The organism is Methylobacterium sp. P3_A11 (genome assembly GCF_056403155.1).
The window spans coordinates 1-19,439 of record NZ_JBFUGA010000109.1 but is presented as its reverse complement, the minus strand read 5'-3'; the positions used below and the strand labels follow the sequence as shown (position 1 = coordinate 19,439).

Below are 19,439 nucleotides of genomic sequence, written 5' to 3'. Positions count from 1 at the left end.
ATCCTGACCGGCCTGAAGGTCGGCTGGGCGTTCGCGTGGCGCACGCTGATCGCCGCCGAGCTGGTCTTCGGGGTGTCGTCCGGGGCGGGCGGGCTGGGCTGGTTCATCTTCGAGAACAAGAACATGCTCGACATCCCGAACGTGTTCGCCGGGCTGCTGACCGTGATCCTGATCGGCCTCGTCGTCGAGAACCTGATCTTCCAGACCATCGAGCGCCGCACCGTCCAGCGCTGGGGCATGCAGGCCTGAAGACTCTCGCCTGCCCGCCGGCGCGTGATCGGACGCCCTAGGTCCGGCGCGGCCCGACGGGCCTGGAGGCGTATAGTCTCGCATGACCTTCGATTAGAGAACGATGTTCTCTCTTGCGCGGATGCGGCAAACGTTTTCTTCCTATACGCTCCGCAGGCGACCTCGGAGCCCGTTCCTTTGAGCCCTGACGCCCCTCCCAAGATGGCCCCGGCTCTCGCCCGGCATGGCAGCCGGTCGGACACGGCCGCCTCGCTCCTGCCCGGACTCGCCCTGTGCGCGGCGATCACCGCGGTGGCGATGGCCGCACAGGCCCTGGAGGAGCGCGTCGCCGGCCATCCCTATGTCGAGGCCCTGGTCCTGGCGATCCTGATCGGCATCGCGGTGCGTACCGCCTGGACGCCCCAGGCCCGGTTCCGCACCGGCATCGCCTTCTCGGCCAAGCAGCTGCTCGAGGTCGCCGTCGTCCTGCTCGGCGCCTCCCTGAGCCTCGGGGCGATCCTCGCCTCTGGCCCGGCCCTGTTGGCCGGCATCGTCGGCACCGTGGTCCTCGGCATCGCCGCCAGCGTGGCGATCTGCCGGATGCTGGGCCTGCCGGCCCGGATGGCGATCCTGGTGGCCTGCGGCAACGCCATCTGCGGCAATTCGGCCATCGCCGCGGTGGCGCCGGTGATCGGAGCGGAACCGAAGGACATCGCCGCCGCCATCGCCTTCACGGCGGTGCTGGGCGTGCTGATGGTGCTCGGCCTGCCGCTGTTCGTGCCCCTGGCCGGCATGACCGACAACCAGTACGGGGTCCTGGCAGGGCTGACCGTCTACGCGGTGCCGCAGGTGCTGGCCGCCACCGTGCCGGTGAGCCTGCTGTCGACCCAGGTGGGGACCCTGGTGAAGCTCGTGCGCGTTCTGATGCTCGGGCCCGTGGTCGTGGTGTTCTCGCTGATCGCCCCCCGCCTGCCGCAGGCCGCGGGCGCCCCGACCTCGCCGGCCCGCCCCGGCCTCACCAAGCTGGTGCCGTGGTTCATTCTCGGCTTCCTGGCCCTGGCGGCCCTGCGCTCGCTGGGCCTCGTCCCGGACGCCGCGGTGAAGCCCCTCACCCAGCTCGCCGGCGTGCTCACGATCCTGTCCATGGCCGCCCTCGGCCTCGGGGTCGACGTGCGGGTCCTCGCCCGGGTCGGCGGCCGGGTCACCCTTGCGGTCACCRCCTCCCTCGCCGTCCTCATCGTCCTCAGCCTCACGCTGATCCGCACCCTCGGGATCGGCTGAGGCCGCACCACCCTAGGTCCTGCAATCCGCGATCCGACGGAGGGAGCGGTATTCCCCGCCGGGGATCCGCCGCGCCACGGTAACCGGCGCGGGACCGGCACCGTCGTGCAGGTGACGGCATCATATCGGAGCCGGCATTCCGCCCATCGGCACCGAAAAGCGCTTTCAGCGATCCATCGCGTGTCAAGGCCGTCTTGACACATCCGCGGTTTTTGCTTTGGAACCGCATGCATCGTGGTCGAAACCTTCGTGTGGACTCGCGCAGTGCTCGAAAAGAATCCTGAGAACAGCCTCAAGTTGGTTGCGCTGGCCGGCGAGATCGTCGCCGCCTATGTCGCCAACAATTCCGTTCCGCCGGCGGCGCTGCCTGAGCTCATGGCGAGCGTGCACGGAGCCCTGATGGCCCTCGACGGACAGCCGGCCGCCGTCGCCGAGCCCACCGTGGAGCGGCCGACATCGGCGCAGATCCGCAGGTCGGTCCAAGAGAACGGCATCGCCAGCTTCATCGACGGCCGGACCTACAAGACCCTGAAGCGCCATCTCACCGCCCACGGCCTGACGCCGGAGCGCTATCGCGAACGCTACGGCCTGCCGGACGATTACCCGATGACCGCACCCGGCTACGCCGCGCAGCGTTCGGCGCTGGCCAAGGCGATCGGCCTCGGCGTGCCCGGCGGGCGCGTCGGTCAGCGCAGGACCGGGACCGGCGGCTGATCCGCGGCGCGGCGCGGGGTTGGTTGCGGTGCGCTCCGGGACTTGCGGCTCTCGAACGGCAGCACCGCAGCGAGGATCGCACCGGATCGACCGGCCTCGACACGGCCAGGACGGCCGAACGTATCGGCCCAGCTCAGCTTGATGATGCGGGCCTCCGGGGCCTCCGGTGTCGTGGACACGCTGTCCTCCGTACGCTTGTGGGCCTTGCGGTTTCCGGCGCCGATCCAGCGCACGATCCGGTGTGCGCGCCCACGGCGAAGCACCGGCGGCAGTGCCGACCCGCTTCGCTTGCGGTTCGGCCGGATGTCGTCGGTCTTGTCTGAGGTCGACACGCTGAAATAACCCCGTCCGCATTCGAGGTGCGAGCAGGGACGGATAGCGGGGGCAGCCGTGGATCCGCCGAGTGTGCTCCACCCTCGACAACGACCGTATCCTACTGAATTTGCACGATCCGGACAGAGCGGTCCCGTCCAAAAAACTTGTCTGTGCGTCCCAGATCGACTCCGATCCGGCCGGGCCTGTTCAGGCTCCGTGTGCCCCCGGAACCGCCGCGAGGAGGCTGCGCGTGTAGGCGTGCTCGGGTGCGGCGAACAGATCGGCCGTGCCCCGCATCTCCACGACGGCGCCCCGGTGCATCACGGCGATCCGGTCGCAGATCGCGGCGGCCACCCGCAGGTCGTGGGTGATGAACAGCATCGCCAGGGACAAGCGCTGCTTCAGGTCCTCCAAGAGGTCCAGTACCTGCCGCTGGACCGATACGTCCAGGGCCGAGACCGCCTCGTCGGCCACCAGCACGTCCGGCTCCATGGCGAGCGCCCGGGCGATGCCGATGCGCTGGCGCTGGCCGCCCGAGAAGGCGTTCGGGTAGCGGGCGGCGGCCTTCGGATCGAGGCCGACGAGGTCGAGCAGGTCCCGCGCCCGCGTCCGCGCCTCCGCGGCCGGGACCCCGTGGGCGATCGGCCCCGCCGTGATGATCTGCTCCACGGTGCGGCGCGGGTTCAGCGACGCGAACGGATCCTGGAAGATCATCTGGATCCGGCTGCGCCCGTCGCGCAGCGCCGCGCCCTTCAGCGCCGTGTAGTCGAGGGCGCCGAGCCGGACCGTGCCGCCGTCGGGCTCGATCAGCCGGATCGCGAGCCGCGCCGTCGTCGACTTGCCCGAGCCGGATTCGCCCACGAGCCCCAGGGTCTCGCCGCGGCGGACATCGAACGAGACCTCCTTGACCGCCGCGACGACCCGCGGCTTGCCGAACAGGCCGGAGCGTCCCGAATAGGTCTTGGACAGCCGGCTCACCGAGAGGGCGACCGGGGCCGCCTCCACGGGCGCGCGCGGCGGCGGCGTCAGGCTCGGGACGGCGGCGAGGAGTGCCTTGGTGTAGGGCGCCTGCGGATCCCGCAGCACGGACTCGGCGATGCCGGATTCCACCAGCCGCCCGCGCTGGAGCACCGCCACGTGGTCGGCGATCTCCGCCACCACGCCGAAATCGTGGGTGATGAACAGCACGGTCATGCCGCGCTTCCGCTGCAGGTCGCGGATCAGCCGGAGGATCTGGGCCTGGGTGGTGACGTCCAGCGCCGTGGTCGGCTCGTCGGCGACGAGAACGGAGGGCTCCAGGGCCAGCGCCATGGCGATCATCGCCCGCTGCCGCTGGCCGCCGGAGAGCTGGTGCGGGTAGGCCCGCACCGCCTCCTCCGGGTTCGGCAAGCCGACCTCCGCGGCCAGCGCCACCGCCCGCGCCCGGCGCTCGCTCCGCGTGAGCAGATTGTGCGCTTCGAACATCTCGGCGATCTGGTCGCCGATCCGCATCACCGGGTTCAGCGCCGTCATCGGCTCCTGGAACACCATGGCGATGCGCCGGCCGCGCAGGGCGCGCCACGCGGGCTCGTCGAGGGTCAGGAGGTCCCGGCCCTCGAACAGGATCGTGCCAGCGGTAGGTTTCAGCGCCCGGGGCAGGAGGCCGGTGAGCGCGTAGGCGCTCATCGACTTGCCCGAGCCCGATTCTCCGACGACGCAGAGGATCTTGCCGGCCTGCAGATCGAGGTTCAGGCCCTCGACCGCGTGGGGACGGTCGGCCCCTTTGGGGAGCGCGATCGTCAGATCGCGGATGCGGACGACCGGCTCACCCATGGTTCAGGCCCTCGCTTGCCGGCGGCGCAGGATGTCCGGGCCGTCGGCGCCGAGATCCCAGAACAGTCCCGCCATGATCGCCATGCCCTCCCGGGTCCCCGACGCGAGCAGGTGCTCGTCCGGCCCGTGCTGGCGGCAGGCTGGGTAGGAATGCGGCACCCAGAGGGTCGGCAGGCCGAGGATCTCCGAGAAGGCGTCGTTCGGCAGCGAGCCACCGAGATTGGGCAGCAGCGCCGGCTTTTTTCCGGAACTCGCCGCGATCGACGCGAGCGCCCATTCGACCCAGGGATCCTCGACCGGCAGCCGTGTCGCCTGGAAGACCTCCGCGGCGCGGGCGGGCCTGACCTCGATCATCGGGAAGTCGTGCGCGTCGAGATGGGCGCGGACGTTCGCGATGAGATTCTGCCAGTCGGTACCGACCACGAAGCGCAGCTGCAGGGTTGCCTTGGCGTGGGGCGGGACCGCGTTGAGCGGGCCGTCCGGATCGCCGGTCTTGAAGGCCAGCACCTCGAGGGTGTTCCAGGCGAAGACCCGCTCGGCGGGTGTCAGGCCCGGCTCGCCCCAGTCGGCATCGATCGCCGGCGCGGTCGGATCCTCGCCGACGCGAATGTCGGCGAGGGCCGCGCGCACGCCCTCGGGGATCGGCGGCGGCCGCAGGGCCTCGACCCGGATGGCACCGCGGGCATCCACCATCGACGCAATGGCCGAGGCCAGCACCGTGCCGGGGTTGCGCAACAGGCCGCCCCAATTGCCGGAATGGTGCGCGCCCTCCCGCAGGTTGAGGCTGAGTTCGAAATTATAGGCGCCGCGGGAGCCCAGGAAGAGGGTCGGGCGCGCGCCGTTGAGGCGTGGCCCGTCCGAGGCGATCAGCACGTCGGCACGCAGGGCTTCGGCCTGTGCCCGGCAGAACGGCCGCAGGCCGGGGGAGCCGGATTCCTCGCCCATCTCGATCAGGAGCTTGACGTTGAAGCCCAGGCGGCCGTCGCGGGCGGCGATCACCTGCTCCAGGGCGGCGAGGTTGAGGACGTGCTGGCCCTTGTTGTCGGCGGTGCCGCGCCCATACCAGCGGTCGCCCTCGACCACGATCTCCCAGGGGCCGAGGCCCTCGCGCCACTGCTCCGGGTACCCGCGCACCGTGTCGCCGTGGCCGTAGATCAGCACGGTCGGCAGCTCCGGTCCCTCGTGGCGCTCGGCGATCAGGAACGGGCCGTGCACCCCGTCCGGGTTCGGGAAGACCTGAGGGGTCTCGAAGCCGAGCCGGGTCACCAGCGGCGCGATGAAGGCGTCGAGGTAGGCGCGGAGCGCCGCCTCCTGGCCGGGGGCCTGGCTCTCGGTGGGCATCGCCACCGCCTCCCGCAGGAGCGCCAGGAAAGCGCCCGAGTCGAAGGCGTCTGTGGCGCGCGCGATGGCGGCGTCTCGCGTCATGGTGTGTTTCCCGTGAAACATTTTGGTAACGTACCGGCTGTGCCCCGGCCCGGCGGAGCCGTCAGTTGCGCGCCTCGGGGGCGGTGATGTCGCGCAGGCCGTCGCCCAGGAGGTTGATCGCCAGCACGAGGAGGAGGAGCGCCACGCCCGGGATGGTGATCACCCAGGGCTGGAAGAACATGTACTGCTTGCCCTCGGCGATCATCAGGCCCCAGGAGGGCAGGGGCGGCTGAACGCCGAGCCCCAGGAACGACAGGGCGGCCTCCAGCAGGATCGCGTGGGCCATCTCCAGGGTCGCCACGACGATCAGCGCGTTCAGGATGTTGGGCAGGATCTCCTGGCGGATGATCCGCAGGTCCGTGAGCCCCGCGGCGCGGGCGGCCGAGACGAAGTCCTGGTTGCGGATCTGCTGGGTCGCGGCCCGGGTCACCACGGCGAAGCGGTCCCAGAGCAGGAAGCCCAGCACCAGCACCACCACCTTCAGCGAGCCGCCGACCAGCGCCGCCATGGCCAGCGCCACCAGCACCACCGGCATGGCCAGGCGCGTGGTGACGACGTAGCTCACCACCGCATCGACCCAGCCACCGAAATAGCCGGCACACAGGCCCAGCGTCGTGCCGATCAGCCCGGAAATCAGCGCCGCCGAGATCCCGATCAGGAGGGAGATCTGGCCGCCGTAGAGCAGGCGACTCAGGTAGTCGCGCCCGAGCTTGTCGGTGCCGAGGACGTGGTCCCACGTGCCCTTGGCCTGCCAGATCGGCGGGATCAGGCGGCGGGACACGTCCTGCGCGTAGGGGTCGTGCGGGGCAATGAGCGGCGCGGCGAGCGCCGCCAGCACGATCACCCCAAGGATCCCGGCGCCGATTAGGAAGCCCGTGTGGCGCAGGCCCCGCCGCAGGATCAGGCCGAGGGGGGAGGGGATTGCCGCAGCGACCGGGACCTCGACCTCCGGCGGCAGGGACGGGGCGGCCAAGGCTGCCGAATCGGGGGGCAGGCTCATGGGCGGCTTCTCCACACGGCGGACGCCTGACGGTGCGCGCTCATGCCTGGCGCAGACGCGGATCGAGGAACGCGTTCAGCAGGTCGGCGGCCAGGGTCAGGCCGATGTAGATCATGGCCAGCACCAGCACGATCGCCTGGACGACGGGGAAGTCGTTGCGCGCGATCGACTCCCAGGCGAGCTGCCCGAGACCCTGGAGCGAGAACACCGCCTCGATGACGATCGAGCCGCCGAGCATGAAGCCGAACTGCACCGCCGCCAGGGCGATCACCGGGATGACGGCGTTGCGCAGCGCGTGGCGCACCAGCACCTTTCTGGGGGGCAGACCCTTGGCGCGGGCGGTGCGGACGTAGTCGGAGGCCAGCACCTCCAGCATGCCGTTGCGGGTCAGCCGCATCACCGCCGGCATGGCGTAGTAGCCGAGCGCCACCGCGGGCAGGACGAAGTTCTTCCAGCTCGCGTTGCCCGAGACCGGCAGCCAGCGGAGGTTGACGGAGAAGATCAGGATCAGCGTCAGGCCGAACCAGAAGCTCGGCATCGCCTGGCCGAGCACCGAGACGCCCAGTGCCGTCCGGTCGATCCAGGTGTCCCGCTTCACGGCGGCGACGACGCCCAGCGGGATCGCCACGAACAGGGCCACGGCGAGGGCGATGAACCCGAGATAGAGGGTGATCGGCAGGCGGGCGGCGAGCAGGTCGATCACGCTCTCGCGGAAATAGAAGGAATTGCCGAAATCGAGGTGCAGCGCCCGCCAGCCCCAGGTGAGGAACTGGGTCATCAGCGGCTGGTCCAGGCCGTAATCCTGGCGGATCTGCGCGATCTGCGGCCCGGTGGCCTCCGGTCCCGCGATCGCGGTCGCGAGGTCGCCCGAGAGGTGGAGGAGCAGGAAGCTCGCCACCGAGACCGTGAAGGCCACCGCCAGGGCGACCAGCACGCGCCGGAGGGTGAAGGCCAGCATGGGGCTCAGGCTCCTTCGGGCCGGCGCGCGGCGGCCACCATCATCACTTCCACGACGCCGCGTAGAACCGCGCCACCTCGTCGGGCTGGGCGGTGAAGTTCAGGTCCGACGTGAAGGCGTAGTTGGTCGAGTAGGAGAACATCGGCAGGGCGTAGGCCTCCGCGGCGATCCGCTGGAGCGCCTTGGCGTAGGCGGCCTTGCGGGTCTCCGGATCGGTGGAGCTGTCGCCCTTCTGGAGGTCGGCGATCACCTGCGGATCCTTGGTCAGGTCCTCCTCGCCGCCGCGGAAATACACCCCGTCGAAGGCCGAGACGTCGAGCACCGAGAACGACCCCCAGGTCTGGTAGCCGATCGAGGTCTTGCCGGCCCTCAGCGAATCGCGGAACGCCGCGTAGCGCAGGTAGTTGAGCCGCGCCTTGATGCCGACGGCGCCGAGATAGCCGATCACCGCCTCGGCGTAGTCGCGCTCACGATAGGCGCCGAGGTCGATCTCGAACCCGTTCGGGTAGCCGGCGTCCTTGAGCAGCGCCTTGGCCTTGGCGGGGTCGTAGGCGTAGCGCGGCACGCCCTGGTCGGTGCAGCCGAACTGATCGACGAAGCACAGGGCGTTCATCACCCGCGAGGCGCCGCGCACGAGGTTGTCGACCATCGCCTTGCGGTCGATGGCGTAGGAAATCGCCTGCCGGACGCGCACGTCCTTGAGCGGCGAGTTCTCCTTCGCCCGGCCCAGCGTGTCGAACTGCAGGAACCCGACCCGCATCGTCTCGGAGTTGAGCACCGTGATGGTGGGCGCGGCGCGCAGCTGCTCGGCCTGGTCGCTCGGCACCCGCCAGATCCAGTCGACGCCGCCGGTCATCAGTTCGGCCATCCGGCTCTCGCCGTCCGGGATGACGCGGAACTGCAGCTTGCCGATCTTCGGCTTCCCGAGGGGGCTCTCGGCCCAGTACTTGTCGAACCGCTCCATGGAGACGCCGCGGCCGCTGTCGACCTTGGTGATCCGGTAGGGGCCGCTGCCGACCGGCGCCTTGGCGAACCCGTCGAGGCCGACCTTCTTGAAGTAATTGGCCGGGAAGATCGGGGTCGGGCCGGCGAGGTATTCCAGCGCCGCCGGGAAGGGGGCCTTCAGGTGGATGCGCACGCTGTGCGGGCCGGTCACCTCCACCGACTTCATCCAGTCGACGTTCTGGCGGGTGACCGTGCGGGCCTCCGGCGTCAGCACGTAATTGAACGTGAACGCCACGTCCTCCGGCCCGAGCGGGTCGCCGTTGTGGAAGACCACGCCCTCGCGGATCGTGAGATCCAGCGTCGTGTCGTCCTTCCAGGTCCAGGCGGTCGCCAGAAATGGCTTGTAGGAGCTGTCCTTGGGATCCCGGTACAGCAGCGTGTCCCAGCAGTTCCGGGCTAGGATCACGCCCTCGCGGGCGCTGTTGTGATAGGGGCTGACGTTCTCCGGCTCGCTGTCCGACGCGTAGACCAGGGTGTCGTCCGCCTTGCCGGCGAGCGCCGGGTGGGCGGCGATCAGGGTCGCGAACGAGGCGGCCAGGGTGGCGGCTCGGGTGAGAGTCCGTAGCGGCATGCAGGCTCCGACGGCGCGGCGGACAGGCCCGGCGGAAGGTTCCGCGGCTGCCGCGTTTTTCACCCTGCCATGGTGTTGTGCATCTGGGATCGCAACAAGTAGAATTTAGCGAGTGCTGCGTTGCCGTATCGGCAATGTGCATGGCACCATACAGCGTATCGAGCACGATAATGCAGAGTACGGGCCTGCGCTACTTCCTGGCCGTGGCCCGCACCGGGTCGATCGCGGCCGCCTCGTCCCAGCTCAACGTAGCGGCCTCGGCGATCAGCCGGCAGATCGCCAACCTGGAAGCCGAGCTCGACTGCGTGCTGTTCGAGCGGCGACCGCGCGGCATGGTGCCGAGCCCTGCCGGGGAGCTGCTGGCGCAGCACGCCCATCAGGTGCTGATCCGCTCCGAGCAGGTGGTCACCGAGATCCGGGAGCTGGAAGGGCTCGCCCGCGGGCTGATCCGCATCGCCTGCTCCGAGGGCTTCTCCCTCGACATCGTGCCGAACGCGATCGCGGCCTTCCACGCGGCCCATCCCGGCATCCGCTTCGAGGTCACGGTCCAGCCCCCGGCCCAGGTCACCCAGACGGTGGCGGTGGGGGATGCCGATCTCGGGATCACCTTCGCGCTGACACCCACCGCGCAGGTCGAGGTGCTCTACGACGGGCAGGTCGACATGCTGGCGCTGGCCGCGCCCGACCATCCCCTCGCGCGGGCGCCGGCCCTGCGGCTCGTCGACCTGCTGGACTACCCGGTCGCCCTGCCGACCCGGGACACGACCCTGCGGCAGGTCTTCGACGCCGCCTGCGCGCACGAGGGCATCGCTGTGGAGCCGGTGCTGACCTCCAACAATCTCTCGGCGCTGCTGCCCTTCGTGCGGCGCTCCCGCGGCATCGCCCTGATGTCGGCGCTGTCGGTGCAGACGCCCCTGCGGCTCAACGAGCTGGTCAGCCTGCCGATCCAGTCCCGGACGAGCCTCGCCCGGGGCGTGAAGATCCAGGCGATGCGCGACCGGCGGCTGCCGAAGGCGGTGCGGGCATTCCTGCGCCAGCTGCTCGACGCGCTGCCGCCGCCGCGATCGGGGTGACGGCGGGCGGGACGACGCCGTAACCCTCCACGCGCTCGGCCCGCGGCTCTGCATCCTCGGCCCGCCGGACAGAGGCGCATCCACCCTGGCCGGCTTCGGCCGCACGGAGGCGTTGGCTCGGTGACAGGAACCGCGGTCGCTCAGGCGCCGCCCCGCGCGGCCGCGACGGCGCATGTGTGATCCATCACGTCCTCGGCGCTGGCGCTGGGCGCCCGGTAGGCCAGAAGGATGTAGCCCGGCTCGGGATCGCCCGTGGGCGTCGCGAGCGCGGCGAAGCTCGTCCGGTGCAGGTCCGGCCGGGCGCCCGGCAGGGTGTGCAGGGCCGCGAACGGATTGAACTGCCCGGCGTCCGCCTCCGGCACGCGCAGGGCGTAGTAGCGGTCGCCGGCGAGCGGCACCGGGAAGCGGGTCCAGGTCCGGTGGATCTGGTGCCCATGCGCCCGGATCGCCTTGAGCACGCTCGGCTTCAGGCAGTCGAGATGGATGTGGAGCTGGTCCTGGCTGCGGCCCCGGGCCGAGTTGACCGCCAGCCCGACCTCCGCGGGGGTGAGCCGTTCCCGCAGCACGTCCGACACGAACGGCCGCGCTGCCAGGGCGGCGCGCCAATAGGCGATCCCGCGCGCGCCCCGCAGGACCGGGGCCTCCAGGCCCGCGACGGTGTCGGTGGGCATGACGACGGTGTGGGTCGGCTCGCCGGGCGCGCGCAGGACCGCCGAGCCCGGACGCGCCCCGTCCCCGAGATCGACCGCGAGGCACGGGAAGGTCCGGTTGGCGAGACGCTTGGCGAGCACGCAGGTCTTCAGGGCGGCCCACAGGACGTCGCGGCTCGGATCGGGCGCGGCGGTGGCCGGCCGCGCGGCGGTGAGCGGGAGCGCGACGAGGAGGGCTGCGAGCGGCACGCGGCGCATGGGAGCTTCCGATGGGGCCGGCGCGGTTGTCCGGCTCGGCCGTCCCGCGATAGCCGATCCGGGGCTGCGCCGGCAAAGCGTCCCCGGGGCCTGACCCCGCGCCGGAAAGCCGCTATGCCGGCCGTCCCGGAGCCGGAGCCCCGCGATGACCGCCGCGACGACCCGTGCGCTCACCCCCGACATCGCCGCGCGCTTCGCCGCGGTCGCGCTGGGCCACGTCGCCCGCGAGTACCCGAACAAGCCGGGCCATGTCCTGGCCGGTCCGGAGGATGCGCGCACCCCCGCGGCGCTGCACCCGGCCTTCCACGGCAGCTATGACTGGCACTCCTGCGTCCACGGAACGTGGCTGCTGGCACGCATGCTGCGGCTGTTCCCGGACGGTCCCCAGGCCCCGGCGATCCGCGCCCGGTTCGAGGCGCAGCTGACCCCCGCGACGGTGGCGGGGGAATGCGCCTACCTCGCCGCCCCGACCGCCCGGGGTTTCGAGCGGCCCTACGGCTGGGGCTGGCTCCTGAAGCTCGCCGACGAACTCTCCGCTCTCCCCGAGCGCCGCTGGTCCGCGGCCCTGGCGCCCCTGGCTGGACTCATCGCCCGGCGCTTTCTGGAGTTCCTGCCCGTGGCCCCCTATCCGGTGCGGGTCGGGACCCATTTCAACACCGCCTTCGCCCTGCGCCTGGCGGCCGATTACGCGGAGGGCGCGCGGGATGCCGGGCTGGCCGCCCTGCTGCACGACACCGCCGGGCGTTGGTACGGGGCGGACGCGGCTTGCCCGGCCTGGGGCGAGCCCGGCGGCGACGATTTCCTCTCCTCGGCGCTGATCGAGGCCGAATGCATGCGTCGGCTGCTGCCGCCCGGGCGGTTCGCACCCTGGTTCGACCGGTTCCTGCCCGATCTCGCTGTCGGCCGGCCCGAGACCCTGTTCCGCCCGGCCACCGTGACCGACCGCTCTGACGGCAAGATCGCCCATCTCGACGGGCTGAACCTCAGCCGCGCGTGGTGCTTGCGCAGCCTCGCCGCGGCCCTCGCTCCGGAGGATCGCCGCCGGCCGCCGCTCCAAACGGCCGCGGAGGACCACCTCGCGGCGGGGCTCCCGCACGTCACCGGCGACTACATGGGCGAGCACTGGCTCGCGACCTTCGCGCTGCTGGCCCTCGAAGCCGGCTCGGACGGAGCGCGCCGCGGCGGCACGGACGATGATCGAAGCGATGCGTCAGACGGTTCCGCCGCGGTCCGCGTCGACATCCGCGGGACCGAAACAAAAAAGGACCGCCCACGGGGGAACGGTCCGAAAGTCTAGGGAGGAAACCCCCACGAGGGGCCGCAAGACGGCGACCGCGTCGCTGGATTGCGCTCCGTCAACCCGACAGGGGTGGCCTTGTTCCTGGCGCCGATGCGCCGCGGCTTAGCGCCAAACCGCCCGGCAGCGGGGCCAGGCCGGCGGGGCGGCGCACCTCGGCGGGTCCGAACTCGGCGCGGTAGGTCCGCTCCAGCGTCATGAGGCCCCGGAGGGGTGCCTCGGCGAGGTCGAGGAGCCGGGCGTCGCGCCAGCGCACCTTGGAGCCGAGGCGGCGGCGGAACCAGCGCCCGCGCTCCTCCTCGACGAGCAGGATCAGCTTGCCGGTCCAGGTCCGGCGGAACCAGAAGCGTCCGGTCAGCGGCATGGTGATCTCACGCTTCGATGATCGAGCAGAATATACTGGATCCGGCTCAGCAACACAAAATGTTTCCGATCAAAGCGCGGACATTTTCGTGTGAAGACTGTTAACTTGAAGTAACGTTACACGTCGCTGGCCGGGGTGCCCGGCTCGCCGCCGTGCTTCGCCGTCTCGTAGAGAACCTGGGCGAGCTGCTCGGCCGAGTAGGGCTTGCGCACGAGGGCGAAGCCGTGGGCGTCGTCGGTGGCCAGCACGTGGCTGTAGCCGGAGGTCAGCACCACCGGCAGGTCGGGACGGTCGCCCTGAAGCTGCCGGGCGAGGGCGACACCCCCCATCCCCGGCATGACCACGTCCGAGAAGACCACGTCGAAGCGGTCCGGCGTCCGGTCGAGTTCGGCCAGCGCCTCCTCGGCGGACTTCGCCCAGACCGGCGCATGGCCGAGATCCTCCAGGATCTGGGTGCAGAAGCGCCCGACCCCGAGATTGTCCTCCACGACGAGGATGCACAGGCCCCGCCGCGGCTCCGCCGCCCGGCGGCGATCCCGGTCGGCCCCGGCCGTCTGGGCGGGCGCCGCGACCTGCGGCAGGTAGAGCGAGAAGGTCGTGCCCTGGCCCACCGTGCTCGCGACGTCGATGTCGCCGCCGGACTGCTTGGCGAAGCCGATGACCTGGCTGAGGCCGAGGCCGGTTCCCTTGCCGATCTCCTTGGTGGTGAAGAACGGTTCGAAGATCCGCCCCAGATCCGCGTCCGGGATGCCGCCGCCGGTATCGGTGACCCGCACGGCCACGAACGGCCCCGGCGCGCCGGCATGCCCGCGGATCGCCGGCATCGGGCCGTCGCCGGCGAGGCGCAGGGTCAGGCTGCCTTCCCCGTCCATGGCGTCCCGGGCGTTGACCGCCATGTTGATCAGCGCGGTCTCGAACTGGCTCTCGTCCGCGCGCACGTAGCGGGGCGCCTCGGGCAGGTCGATGACGACGCGGATGCGGGCGCCGGTGACCGAGTCGAGCATGTCGGCGATGCTGCGCAGGCGCGCGCCGATGTCGAAGACCTGGGGCTTCAGCGCCTGCCGCCGGGCGAAGGCGAGGAGCTGGCCGGTGAGCTTGGCCGCGCGGTCGACGGTGTCGGAGACCGCGTCGAGGTAGCGGCGGCGGCGCGCCTCGGCGAGGTCCGGCCGGCGCAGGAACTCCACGGAGGACCGGATGATGGTGAGCAGGTTGTTGAAGTCGTGCGCCACCCCGCCGGTGAGCTGGCCGATGGCCTCGAGCTTCTGCGACTGGCGCAGGGCCTCCTCGGCCTGGCGCTGCTCGGTGATGTCGCGCCCGAAGCCGTAGAACAGGCCGTCCTCCGGCACGACGGTCCAGAGCACCCGGCGCCGATCGCCGGTGCGGGTCAGGCAGGACAGTTCGACATCCTCGACCCGGTTCTCCGCGCAGAGCGGCCGCAGGGCCGTGCGGGCGGCTTCGCGCTCCGCGGCCGCCACGAAGTCCAGGGCGGACCGGCCCAGGGTCTCGGTCTCGGACCACCCGAGCGCCCGGCCCCAGGACGGGTTCACCGACTGGACCAGCCCGTCCCGGTCCGCGACGAGCTTCAGAACCGGCGACAGCGTCCAGACCCGGTCACGGTCGCGGGTCTGGGCGGCGACCTGGGCCTCCAGGCGTTCCGTCCGGGACTGGAGCAGCGTCTCGATCCGCTTCCGCTCGGAGATGTCATGGGCGAAGACGTAGAACCCGTCGACCTGCCCGTCCTCCCCCCGGCGCGGGAGGTAGCGGGTGTCGGCGATCCGGGTCTCGCGGTGCGGAAACGTCCAGGCCCATTCCTGGCGGATCTCCTGGCCGGCGAGCGCCCGCTCGATCGCGGGCCGTCGTTCCGCAAACGCCTCCGGGCCGATCAGGTCCGGGACGGTCTGACCGACGACCGCGTCGGGCATCCGGCCGGTCCAGGCCTCATAGGCGGCATTGGCGAACCGGTAGGTGAGGGTGCGGTCGATGAAGGCGATCAGGACCGGCATCGCGTCCGCGACCAGCCGAAGCTCCGCCTCCCGGGCCTGGAGCGCGATCTCGCTGCGGCGGCGCTCGGTGATGTCGTTGAACAGGATCGCGACGTGGTTCCGTCCCGGCCCGTCGACCCGGTAGGCGTGGACGTCGTACCAGCGGCCCAGGGCCTCGGCCGCCTGCTCGAACCGGACCGGCTCCCCGGTGAGGGCGACCTGGCCGAACAGATCGAACCAGCGCTGCTCGTGGCCGGGCGCGAGGTCCCGCATCCACCGGCCGACCGCGTCGGTCAGGCCGGTCTGCCGCTCGAAGGCGGGATTGACCTCCAGGAAGCGGTAATCGACCGGCCGGTCGCCGTCCGCGAACTTCATCTCGATGAGGCAGAAGCCGGCATCGATGAACGCGAACAGGGAGCGGTAGCGCTCCTCGTTCAGGCGCAGGGCGGCCTCGGCGTTGCGGGAATCCAGCTGCGTCATCACCGCCCGGGCGAGGGCCTTCAGGACGAAGAGCTGCGGGTCGGTGAGCGTGCGCGGCACGCGGTCGAGGACGCAAAGCGTCCCGATGGCCCAGCCGTCCGGCGTCACCAGGGGCACGCCCGCGTAGAAGCGCAGGTGCGGCTCGCCCGTCACCAGGGCGTTGGCGGCGTGCTCCGGCACCGTCGCCAGATCGGGCAGCACGAGGACGCCGTCGGCGCGCATGGCCTCGGTGCAGAACCCGAACGCGAGGGGCATCGATCGCGTCGGATGGCCGAAAGCGGCCTTGATCCACTGCCGGTCGGCATCGACGAAATTGATGTGCGCCATCGGCGTGCCGCAGGCCTGGGCGGCCATCTCGGCGATCTCGTCGAAGGCGCGCTCCGGGGGCGTGTCGAGGATCGCGTAGGCGCGCAACGCGGCAAGCCGCTGCGGATGCTGGGGCTCGAAACCCGACAGGCGGGGTATTGTTGCGGTCCGCGACACGGGATCGTCATAGCCTAAGCTTCCGCTTCTCCCTAGAGCGCATTCCGACGCCGCGTGTGCCGGTTCCTCGAAGGAATGCGCGCTGTCACAAGGATCTGGGGGCGCCGGACTGAGGCAATCCGGTCGTATACCGCTCGCATCGATTTCCGGATCACGCTTCCGAAGAGATGATCGGCCGAAGATGTCTGCGATTGTCGGTTACTAGACATTCGCGTTGACCCTGGCCTCGTCGGGCGCTGTCCCGATCATCATCGGCGTCCTGCAGGGGATTCCGATCCCGTTCGGATGCCGGCCGCGGTGCCATCGCGACCGCGCAACCCGGTGCCAGGCGCCCGGCCGCACCGGCGTCGCGGCGGCCYGTGGATCGGATCGCCGCGGCCGGGAGCCCGCGGGCCGGATGCGGCGTTGCCGGCTCAAAGGGGACGGGTTCGGATCAGGCATGGCCAAACGCAGGACGAAGGCGGGCGCCCAGCAGAAACTGGACGACGCGCCGCTGATGCCCACCGGTGCCCTGGCGGTGTCGCTCCTGGCCTATGCCCAGGAGCCCGGGCCGGTGGTGCACGTCGCCCGGGATAGCCGCCGCCTGGAGGAGCTGTCCGCCGCCCTCCGGGCGCTGGATCCCGATGCGCAGGTCGCGGTCTACCCGGAATGGGATTGCCTGCCCTTCGATCACGCCTCGCCGTCGCGGGCGACGATGGGCGCTCGGGCCGCCGTGCTGCGCTGGCTGACCGACCGGTCCGCCCTGCCGGACTTCGTGCTGACGACCGCTCCGGCGCTCGTCCAGCGCGTGCCCCCGCCGGAGACCTGGGCCTCGGCCCGGGTGACCCTGCGGGTCGGCGATCCCCTCGACGTCGCCGCCGCGACCGCCGACCTGAAGCGCCTCGGTTACATCCTCGACGAGCGGGTCGACGAGCCCGGCGAGATCGCCGTCCGCGGCCGGACCGTCGAGGTCTTCCCCGCCGCGGCGCCGCGGCCCTGCCGGATCGCGCACGCGGAGGGCCGCGTCACGGCGATCCGTTCCTACGACCCGATCTCGCAGCGCTCCGTGGCGGAGACCGACGAACTCGTCATCGACCCGGCCACCGAGATCGTCCTGGAGCCCGGCTCCGGCCAGAGCTTCACACCGTTCACTGGCCAGGAGCACCGCCTCGACCGCTACTACCCGCGCCTCGTCACCTTCCTGGACTACGTGCCCGAGGCCCGTCTCGTGGTCGAGGACGGGACGAAGGCCCGCATCGACGCCTTCTTCGAGCAGATGGACGAGGCCCGCGGACGGCTCAAGGCCCGCGACGAGCGCGCGCAACCCGGCGCCGGCCTCTACCTGACCCCCGAGGCCTGGCACGCCATCGTGGCGGCGCACGGCCGGATCGCCGCCACCGCGGCGGCCGGGGAACCCCGCGCCATGCCGGTCTTCGCCGGGGATCATAGGCCGGGCACGGCCTTCGCCAAGGTTCTGCGCGAGCGGCTGAAGGCCGGCGACGTGGTCGTGCTCGCCGGCACGGTCCGACCGCTGCGGCGCCTCGTGCGCCAGGCCGGCAAAAGCGCCGAGCGCCCGATCCGCCTGATCGACGCCTGGGCCGACGTGGCCGCGGCGGCGCCGGGCGACGTCCTCGCCCTGGAGGCCCCCCTGGCGGCCGGGTTCCGGGTTCCCGAGCAGGGCGCGACCGTGATCGCCGCCGCCGACCTGTTCGGCCCGGAGGCCGCCGTGGCGGGGAGCGCCCGGGCGATCCTGCCGATGGGCGAGGTCGACCTGCGCCCCGGCGACGTCGCGGTGGACCGGGATCACGGCCTGTGCGTGTTCGAGGGGCTGGAGCCGGTGGCGACGCAGGGTGAGGCGCCCTCCGAGGCCCTGCGCCTGCGCTTTTCCGGCGACGCGATCCTGATGGTGCCGGTGACCCAGGCGGACCGGATCTGGCGCTACGGGCCGGAGCCCGACGCCGTCACCCTCGACAAGCTCGACGGCGGCACCTGGCCCCGGCGCCGCCTGGAGGCGGAGGCCACCATGGCGCGAACCGCCCGCCTGATGCTGGAGGCGGCCCGCGCCCGCCGGGAAACCGAAGCCCCGATCCTGACACCCCCGGCACGGGAGATGGAGCGGTTCGCCGCCGGTTTCGGCTTCGCGCCGACGCCCGACCAGGCGGCCGCGGTCGACGCCCTGATGGCCGACCTCGCCTCCGGCCGGCCGATGGACCGGCTGGTCTGCGGCGATGTCGGGTTCGGCAAGACCGAGGTGGCGCTGCGCGCGTTGGCGGCCGCGATCTTCTCCGGCAAGCAGGCGGCGCTGATCGCCCCCACAACCGTGCTGGCGCGCCAGCATGCCGAGACCCTGCGCCGCCGCTTCGGCCGGTTCGGCGTGGAGGTGGCGCAGCTCTCGCGCCTCGTGGCGCCGGCCGAGGCCAGGCGCGTCAGGGCGGGACTCGCCGACGGCTCGATCCGGCTGGTGGTCGGCACCCACGCCCTCGCCGGCAGCGGCGTCTCCTTCGCCGACCTCGGCCTGACGGTGATCGACGAGGAGCAGCGCTTCGGCGCAAAGATGAAGGCCGATCTGCGCCGCCTCGCCGCGGGCGGTCACGTCCTGACGCTCACCGCGACCCCGATCCCCCGCACGCTCCAGGCGGCCCTTGTCGGCCTCCAGAGCCTCAGCGTGCTGGCCACGCCCCCGGCGCTCCGCCAGCCGGTCCGGACCGTAGTGGCGCCCTTCGACGCCGAGGCGGTGCGGGAGGCACTCGTCCGCGAGCACCGCCGGGGCGGCCAGAGCTTCGTGGTCTGCCCGCGGATCGAGGAGATTGCCCCCATGGCCGAGCGCCTGCGCACCCTGGTGCCGGGCCTCACGATCCTCGTGGCGCACGGGGACCTGAAGCCCTCGGCCATGGACGAGGTTATGGTCCGCTTCGCCGACGGCGACGGCGACGTGCTGCTCGCCACCGCCATCGTGGAGAGCGGGCTGGACGTGCCCCGGGCCAACACCATGCTGGTCTGGGACGCCGCACGGTTCGGGCTGGCGCAGCTCCACCAGCTCCGCGGGCGCGTCGGCCGCGGGCAGCGGCGCGGCACCGTCCATCTGCTGAGCGACCCGGCCGCGCCCCCACCGGCGGCGGCGCTCCAGCGCCTGCGCGCCCTGGAGGCCCTCGACCGGCTCGGCGCCGGCTTCGCGGTGAGCGCCCGGGACCTCGACCTGCGCGGCGCCGGCGACCTCGTCGGCGAGGATCAGGCGGGCCACGCCAAGCTCGTCGGGCTCGGCCTCTACCAGCACCTGCTGCAGCTGGCGCTGACCGCCGCCAAGGGCGAGCGCGCCGAGGATTGGAGCCCGGAGATCGACCTCGGCCTGCCGAGCCGGATCCCGGCGGATTACGTGCCCGAGCCCGAGATCCGCCTCAGCCTCTACACGCGGCTGCTGCGCCTGCGCGACGCGGAGGCGATCGAGGCGCTGGCCGGCGAGGTGGAGGACCGGTTCGGGGCCGCGCCGGATCCGGTCCGCGCCCTGTTCGACCTCGCCCGGCTGCGGGCGGCCTGCTGCGACCTGGGCGTCGCCCGGCTGCGGGG

Annotated in this window: 14 protein-coding genes and 1 pseudogene; 6 read left to right on the top strand and 9 right to left on the bottom strand. The window is 71.8% G+C overall.

The genetic code is table 11. The features are described 5' to 3' along the window. From AC1DXK_RS25460 to AC1DXK_RS25450, 3 genes and pseudogenes are all read left to right on the top strand, one after another. Positions 1-249, top strand: a pseudogene (locus tag AC1DXK_RS25460) (ABC transporter permease); the annotation flags it as partial. A 201-nt stretch (positions 250-450) separates the two neighbouring features. Continuing rightward, positions 451-1,509: a YeiH family protein gene (locus tag AC1DXK_RS25455; protein WP_477299400.1), complete on the top strand. Its 1,059-nt coding sequence runs from the start codon at positions 451-453 to the stop codon at positions 1,507-1,509. Between the two features lie 264 nt (positions 1,510-1,773). Continuing rightward, positions 1,774-2,223 (top strand): Ros/MucR family transcriptional regulator, encoded by a 450-nt coding sequence (locus tag AC1DXK_RS25450; RefSeq protein ID WP_477299399.1) that lies wholly within the window; start codon positions 1,774-1,776, stop codon positions 2,221-2,223. Here AC1DXK_RS25450 and AC1DXK_RS25445 read toward each other — a convergent pair. From AC1DXK_RS25445 to AC1DXK_RS25420, 6 genes are all read right to left on the bottom strand, one after another. Next, complete coding sequence (locus AC1DXK_RS25445; protein WP_457107877.1) at positions 2,196-2,555, bottom strand: hypothetical protein; 360 nt, start codon at positions 2,553-2,555, stop codon at positions 2,196-2,198. The two genes, AC1DXK_RS25450 and AC1DXK_RS25445, sit on opposite strands and share 28 nt — an antisense overlap. A gap of 190 nt (positions 2,556-2,745) precedes the next feature. Next, complete coding sequence (locus tag AC1DXK_RS25440; protein ID WP_457107878.1) at positions 2,746-4,350, bottom strand: ABC transporter ATP-binding protein; 1,605 nt, start codon at positions 4,348-4,350, stop codon at positions 2,746-2,748. Between the two features lie 3 nt (positions 4,351-4,353). Further along, positions 4,354-5,775, bottom strand: coding sequence for a M20 family metallopeptidase (locus AC1DXK_RS25435; RefSeq protein ID WP_457107879.1), 1,422 nt, complete (start codon positions 5,773-5,775; stop codon positions 4,354-4,356). 61 nt (positions 5,776-5,836) lie between these two features. After that, positions 5,837-6,775, bottom strand: coding sequence for an ABC transporter permease (locus AC1DXK_RS25430; protein ID WP_457107880.1), 939 nt, complete (start codon positions 6,773-6,775; stop codon positions 5,837-5,839). Positions 6,776-6,815: 40 nt separating this feature from the next. After that, complete coding sequence (locus AC1DXK_RS25425; RefSeq protein WP_457107881.1) at positions 6,816-7,733, bottom strand: ABC transporter permease; 918 nt, start codon at positions 7,731-7,733, stop codon at positions 6,816-6,818. 43 nt (positions 7,734-7,776) lie between these two features. Further along, positions 7,777-9,309, bottom strand: a complete 1,533-nt coding sequence (locus AC1DXK_RS25420; RefSeq protein ID WP_457107882.1) for an ABC transporter substrate-binding protein — start codon at positions 9,307-9,309, stop codon at positions 7,777-7,779. 170 nt (positions 9,310-9,479) lie between these two features. On the opposite strand from AC1DXK_RS25420, the gene AC1DXK_RS25415 reads away from it, so the two are divergent. After that, positions 9,480-10,382: a LysR family transcriptional regulator gene (locus AC1DXK_RS25415; protein ID WP_457107883.1), complete on the top strand. Its 903-nt coding sequence runs from the start codon at positions 9,480-9,482 to the stop codon at positions 10,380-10,382. Between the two features lie 140 nt (positions 10,383-10,522). Here the strand turns inward: AC1DXK_RS25415 and AC1DXK_RS25410 are convergent, their stop codons facing one another. Further along, positions 10,523-11,290, bottom strand: a complete 768-nt coding sequence (locus tag AC1DXK_RS25410; RefSeq protein ID WP_457107884.1) for a CDP-diacylglycerol diphosphatase — start codon at positions 11,288-11,290, stop codon at positions 10,523-10,525. Positions 11,291-11,435: 145 nt separating this feature from the next. Here AC1DXK_RS25410 and AC1DXK_RS25405 point away from each other — a divergent pair, with 145 nt between their 5' ends. Beyond that, positions 11,436-12,587: a DUF2891 domain-containing protein gene (locus AC1DXK_RS25405; protein WP_457107885.1), complete on the top strand. Its 1,152-nt coding sequence runs from the start codon at positions 11,436-11,438 to the stop codon at positions 12,585-12,587. A 58-nt stretch (positions 12,588-12,645) separates the two neighbouring features. Here the strand turns inward: AC1DXK_RS25405 and AC1DXK_RS25400 are convergent, their stop codons facing one another. Beyond that, complete coding sequence (locus tag AC1DXK_RS25400; protein WP_457107886.1) at positions 12,646-12,951, bottom strand: hypothetical protein; 306 nt, start codon at positions 12,949-12,951, stop codon at positions 12,646-12,648. A 116-nt stretch (positions 12,952-13,067) separates the two neighbouring features. Next, entirely contained in the window at positions 13,068-15,896 is a 2,829-nt protein-coding gene (locus tag AC1DXK_RS25395; protein ID WP_457107887.1) for a PAS domain-containing protein, read from the bottom strand. 439 nt (positions 15,897-16,335) lie between these two features. On the opposite strand from AC1DXK_RS25395, the gene AC1DXK_RS25390 reads away from it, so the two are divergent. Then, a partial coding sequence (locus AC1DXK_RS25390; RefSeq protein WP_477299398.1) for a DEAD/DEAH box helicase occupies positions 16,336-19,439 on the top strand: 3,104 nt, incomplete at its 3' end.

What these genes read in the sequence shown, in the direction of transcription:
- AC1DXK_RS25410 (WP_457107884.1), bottom strand. Translation starts at nt 11,290, where the DNA reads ATGCGCCGCGTGCCGCTCGCAGCCCTCCTCGTCGCGCTCCCGCTCACC.
- AC1DXK_RS25440 (WP_457107878.1), bottom strand. Translation starts at nt 4,350, where the DNA reads ATGGGTGAGCCGGTCGTCCGCATCCGCGATCTGACGATCGCGCTCCCC.
- AC1DXK_RS25420 (WP_457107882.1), bottom strand. Translation starts at nt 9,309, where the DNA reads ATGCCGCTACGGACTCTCACCCGAGCCGCCACCCTGGCCGCCTCGTTC.
- AC1DXK_RS25405 (WP_457107885.1), top strand. Translation starts at nt 11,436, where the DNA reads ATGACCGCCGCGACGACCCGTGCGCTCACCCCCGACATCGCCGCGCGC.
- AC1DXK_RS25430 (WP_457107880.1), bottom strand. Translation starts at nt 6,775, where the DNA reads ATGAGCCTGCCCCCCGATTCGGCAGCCTTGGCCGCCCCGTCCCTGCCG.
- AC1DXK_RS25435 (WP_457107879.1), bottom strand. Translation starts at nt 5,775, where the DNA reads ATGACGCGAGACGCCGCCATCGCGCGCGCCACAGACGCCTTCGACTCG.
- AC1DXK_RS25425 (WP_457107881.1), bottom strand. Translation starts at nt 7,733, where the DNA reads ATGCTGGCCTTCACCCTCCGGCGCGTGCTGGTCGCCCTGGCGGTGGCC.
- AC1DXK_RS25415 (WP_457107883.1), top strand. Translation starts at nt 9,480, where the DNA reads ATGCAGAGTACGGGCCTGCGCTACTTCCTGGCCGTGGCCCGCACCGGG.
- AC1DXK_RS25400 (WP_457107886.1), bottom strand. Translation starts at nt 12,951, where the DNA reads ATGCCGCTGACCGGACGCTTCTGGTTCCGCCGGACCTGGACCGGCAAG.